We start from the raw sequence: 3,155 nt of genomic DNA, 5'->3' as shown, positions 1-3,155 counted from the left end.
CGGTCAGGTTATCTGCCTGGGACCACGGTCTCACCTGCGTCATCGGTCAGCTTATCTGTCTGGGACCACGGTCCCACCTGCGTCATCGGTCAGCTTATCTGCCTGGGACCATGGTCCCACCTGCATCGTCTGTCAGCTTATCTGCCTGGGACCACGGTCCCACCTGCATCGCCGGTCAGGTTATCTGCCTGGGACCACGGTCCCACCTGCATCGTCGGTCAGGTAATCTGTCTGGGACCACGGTCCCACCTGCATCGTCGGCACATTATTAGTTTGGGACAACGGTTAAGCAATGCCTGTCACGAACAGGTATTGGCTTGTCGCCAGCAATCTGTTGAGCGGAGTAATCACGCAGCAGGGCGGCTATTACAGGTGATGGTGAAAGCTCTGTTGGGATCTGAACGAAGCATGTTGAGTGAAATTTGCAAAATTTCGCGGGGTGTGCGGCTTAATTTTAAATTTCCGCCAGCATTTTTAAAACCAGCTGCCGCCGCTGCGCGTTGGCCGGTCCTTCGTCCGGCCGGTAACCAGTCCCGGCCGTTCTTACGACCCTGGATGAACATGGTCCCGTCATCAGCGTCTCCAGTGTGATGTCGTTTGTCACGCCGTCCGAGGGGATATCAGGGACACAACATATGGTAGAAAAAGCAGCTGTCTGAGACACAATATATTGATTATCCACAGTAACGGGGGATAACCGTGTGGGTAACATATTGAAAGTCCAACACGTTATCTGATTAACTGACTTTGTAAACGCCGCTGAACCATGAAAAAAATCCGGGGAAATCATCACAGCGCATAAACATACCGTTTTGTTTTTGGGTGACGGCAAGGAGGCCCCTGTTATCACCACATACCTTGTCAAAGGTTTCCATTCCTATCCTTATCAGGCTCTTTTCGTTATTTTCGGGAGAGATCCGGAGATGTTTTGTCAGCCAGACAGGATAGGTATCAGCGTTACGCGAGTACTGCAATTCAATCACTGAAGCCATTCCCCAGACAGTGAAGAATAAGAAAACCACACCTGCGATTTTGCTACCCATATTGTTCCTTAACATTGATTTAATACATTCCTTGCTCCTCGCACCGGAGCACATCACAGATACTGATTGAGATCCACTTCACGCAGCGGCTGGTTTTGACGTTCTGTGATCAATTGCACCAGGTCTTTTTCGTCCAGCGTATCGAGCATTTGTTCATACAGAGCCGCGGGCACACAATAAAAAACAGGGCGCTTGCGGTCAATAATCGCTACCGGGTAGCCGCCGCCGGCACTGGCGGTGGCCACCGGATCGTTTTTAAGTTCGCTGACGCTGGCAGTCACATCACACAGAATGATGTTTGTCATGGTTCCCCCCTGAGACAAGTCATCTGTATGATCGGTAAAGTAAGCTCTGGCGGCAAGTCCCTTCTGTCATTTCAACGGTCAGAAACGGGCAACCGGCAGCTCCTTCCAGCGGGTGGTATATGCCGGTGACAGCATCTCCCGTTTCATCTGCCAGTCCGGCGCAATACCCCGTCCGGCAAACCAGACTTTCCCGAGTCCGGAATGATTAATACCGTCGAGCACCTTCATCAGCGCATCGCTGTGCGGCCGTGGCTGCACGTCATCGAACAGATTCAGCTGTGCAACGCCGTTCGGGCTGAAATCATTGAGCATTATCCCCGCTTTTGCGTAGCGGTGGCCATCGAGCCAGATCCTGTCCAGAGACCTGACCGCTGCCGCTATAATGTCCCGGGTGTCACGGGTAGGGGTGTTCAGTTTCTCAGTGGCCACGTTACCGTAGTACGGTTCATTAACCGCAAAAGGGGAGGTTTTGATGAAGATGCTGATATGCCGGCAGTACTGCCGCTCACCTCGCAACTTTTCTGCTGCGCGCTCGGCGTACTGGCAGACGGCCTGGCGCATTTCTTCATAGGTGGTGATCCGCTGCCCGAAGCTGCGACTGCAGACAATCTGCTGTTTCGGCGGCGGCGCTTCCTCCAGTGAAATGCAACTCTCGCCGTTCAGCTCACGTACCGTGCGCTCCAGCACTACGTTGAAGTTTTTGCGGATAAACGCGGGGTTCGTCAGCGACAGCTGCAGGGCGGTGGTGATCCCCATAACGTGCAGCTTTTTCGCTATCCGGTTCCCCACGCCCCAGATTTCTTCCACCGGCTGCAGGCTGAGTAATTTTGCCGTCCTGCGTGGATTATCGGGCGACAGCGCCAGCACCCCCCTGAATTGTGGCCATTCCTTTGACGCCCACTGCGCCGATTTGGCCAGTGTTTTTGTGGCGCCGCAGCCGACACCGATCGTCAGTCCGGTTCCACTGAGAACGTGCCCACGCAACTGCCTGCCAAAATCCTCCAGATCCATACATTGGCCAATTCCCCGGGCATCCAGGAAACATTCGTCTATCGAGTATTGTTCGACGCGGGGAGACAGCTCCTCCAGCAGGGCGACCACGCGGTTACTCAGGCTAGCGTAGAGCTCGTAATTGCTGGAAAAAACGTACAGTTTTTCAGGAAACTGCGCCTCTTTGAGCTGGAACCAGGGGGTTCCCATCTTTATACCCAGCCGTTTGGCTTCAGCACTCCGGGCAATAACGCAGCCATCGTTGTTACTGAGAACGACGACCGGTTTTCCGCGCAAATCCGGCCTGAAAACCCTCTCGCAACTGGCGTAGAAGGAGTTGACGTCGGCCAGGGCGAACATCAGTCTGTCCCCCGGGTTTTATGAATGAAGGCCGTCACCACACCGAAAATTTGCAGCGTTTCCGGATCCGGGTACAGGGAAGGGAAGTCCGGGCTCATCGCCTGCAAGGCCGGCCGTGGCGTCAGAAGCAGGCGTTTTACCGTAAATTCACCCTCAATTTCCGCGATAACAATATCCCCGTGCCGCGGCTGTTCTGCTTTATCCACGACCATCAGATCGCCGGAATAGAGGCCAATATCAGTCATTGAGTTGCCAATCGCCCTGACAAAATAGGTGGAGTGGCGCCGGTGAATGCAGTACTCATTCAGATCCAGTTCAGACTCAGTGTAGTCCGCAGCCGGTGACGGAAAACCCGCAGGGCATCGCTCTGTGAACAAAGGAATTTTTACTATGCTGGCTTCTGATACTGCAGGAATGAACTTCATCGTATTTTCCCCTCGCTTGAAACTGTATATAT

Annotated in this window: 4 protein-coding genes; all 4 read right to left on the bottom strand. The window is 53.7% G+C overall.

The window, feature by feature from the left end; genetic code table 11:
* Nucleotides 1–737 precede the first annotated feature (737 nt).
* Nucleotides 738–1,043: a hypothetical protein gene (locus tag ACOI6Z_RS27390; protein WP_038992704.1), complete on the bottom strand. Its 306-nt coding sequence runs from the start codon at nt 1,041–1,043 to the stop codon at nt 738–740.
* 53 nt (nt 1,044–1,096) lie between these two features.
* Nucleotides 1,097–1,348 (bottom strand): plasmid stabilization protein, encoded by a 252-nt coding sequence (locus tag ACOI6Z_RS27385; protein ID WP_038992706.1) that lies wholly within the window; start codon nt 1,346–1,348, stop codon nt 1,097–1,099.
* A gap of 78 nt (nt 1,349–1,426) precedes the next feature.
* Complete coding sequence (locus ACOI6Z_RS27380; RefSeq protein WP_004206782.1) at nt 1,427–2,698, bottom strand: Y-family DNA polymerase; 1,272 nt, start codon at nt 2,696–2,698, stop codon at nt 1,427–1,429.
* Nucleotides 2,698–3,123: a translesion error-prone DNA polymerase V autoproteolytic subunit gene (gene umuD / locus ACOI6Z_RS27375; protein WP_038992708.1), complete on the bottom strand. Its 426-nt coding sequence runs from the start codon at nt 3,121–3,123 to the stop codon at nt 2,698–2,700. The genes ACOI6Z_RS27380 and umuD overlap by 1 nt, the downstream gene beginning before the upstream one ends.
* Nucleotides 3,124–3,155 lie beyond the last annotated feature (32 nt).

The sequence above is a fragment of the Klebsiella sp. C239 genome (assembly GCF_048822715.1).
In the GTDB taxonomy this organism is placed as follows: Bacteria; Pseudomonadota; Gammaproteobacteria; order Enterobacterales; family Enterobacteriaceae; genus Klebsiella; species Klebsiella quasipneumoniae.
This window is presented reverse-complemented; position numbering and strand designations above follow the sequence as displayed.

Coding starts and splice junctions, on each gene's coding strand:
- ACOI6Z_RS27390 (WP_038992704.1), bottom strand. CDS start 1,043: ATGGGTAGCAAAATCGCAGGTGTGGTTTTCTTATTCTTCACTGTCTGG.
- ACOI6Z_RS27385 (WP_038992706.1), bottom strand. CDS start 1,348: ATGACAAACATCATTCTGTGTGATGTGACTGCCAGCGTCAGCGAACTT.
- ACOI6Z_RS27380 (WP_004206782.1), bottom strand. CDS start 2,698: ATGTTCGCCCTGGCCGACGTCAACTCCTTCTACGCCAGTTGCGAGAGG.
- umuD (WP_038992708.1), bottom strand. CDS start 3,123: ATGAAGTTCATTCCTGCAGTATCAGAAGCCAGCATAGTAAAAATTCCT.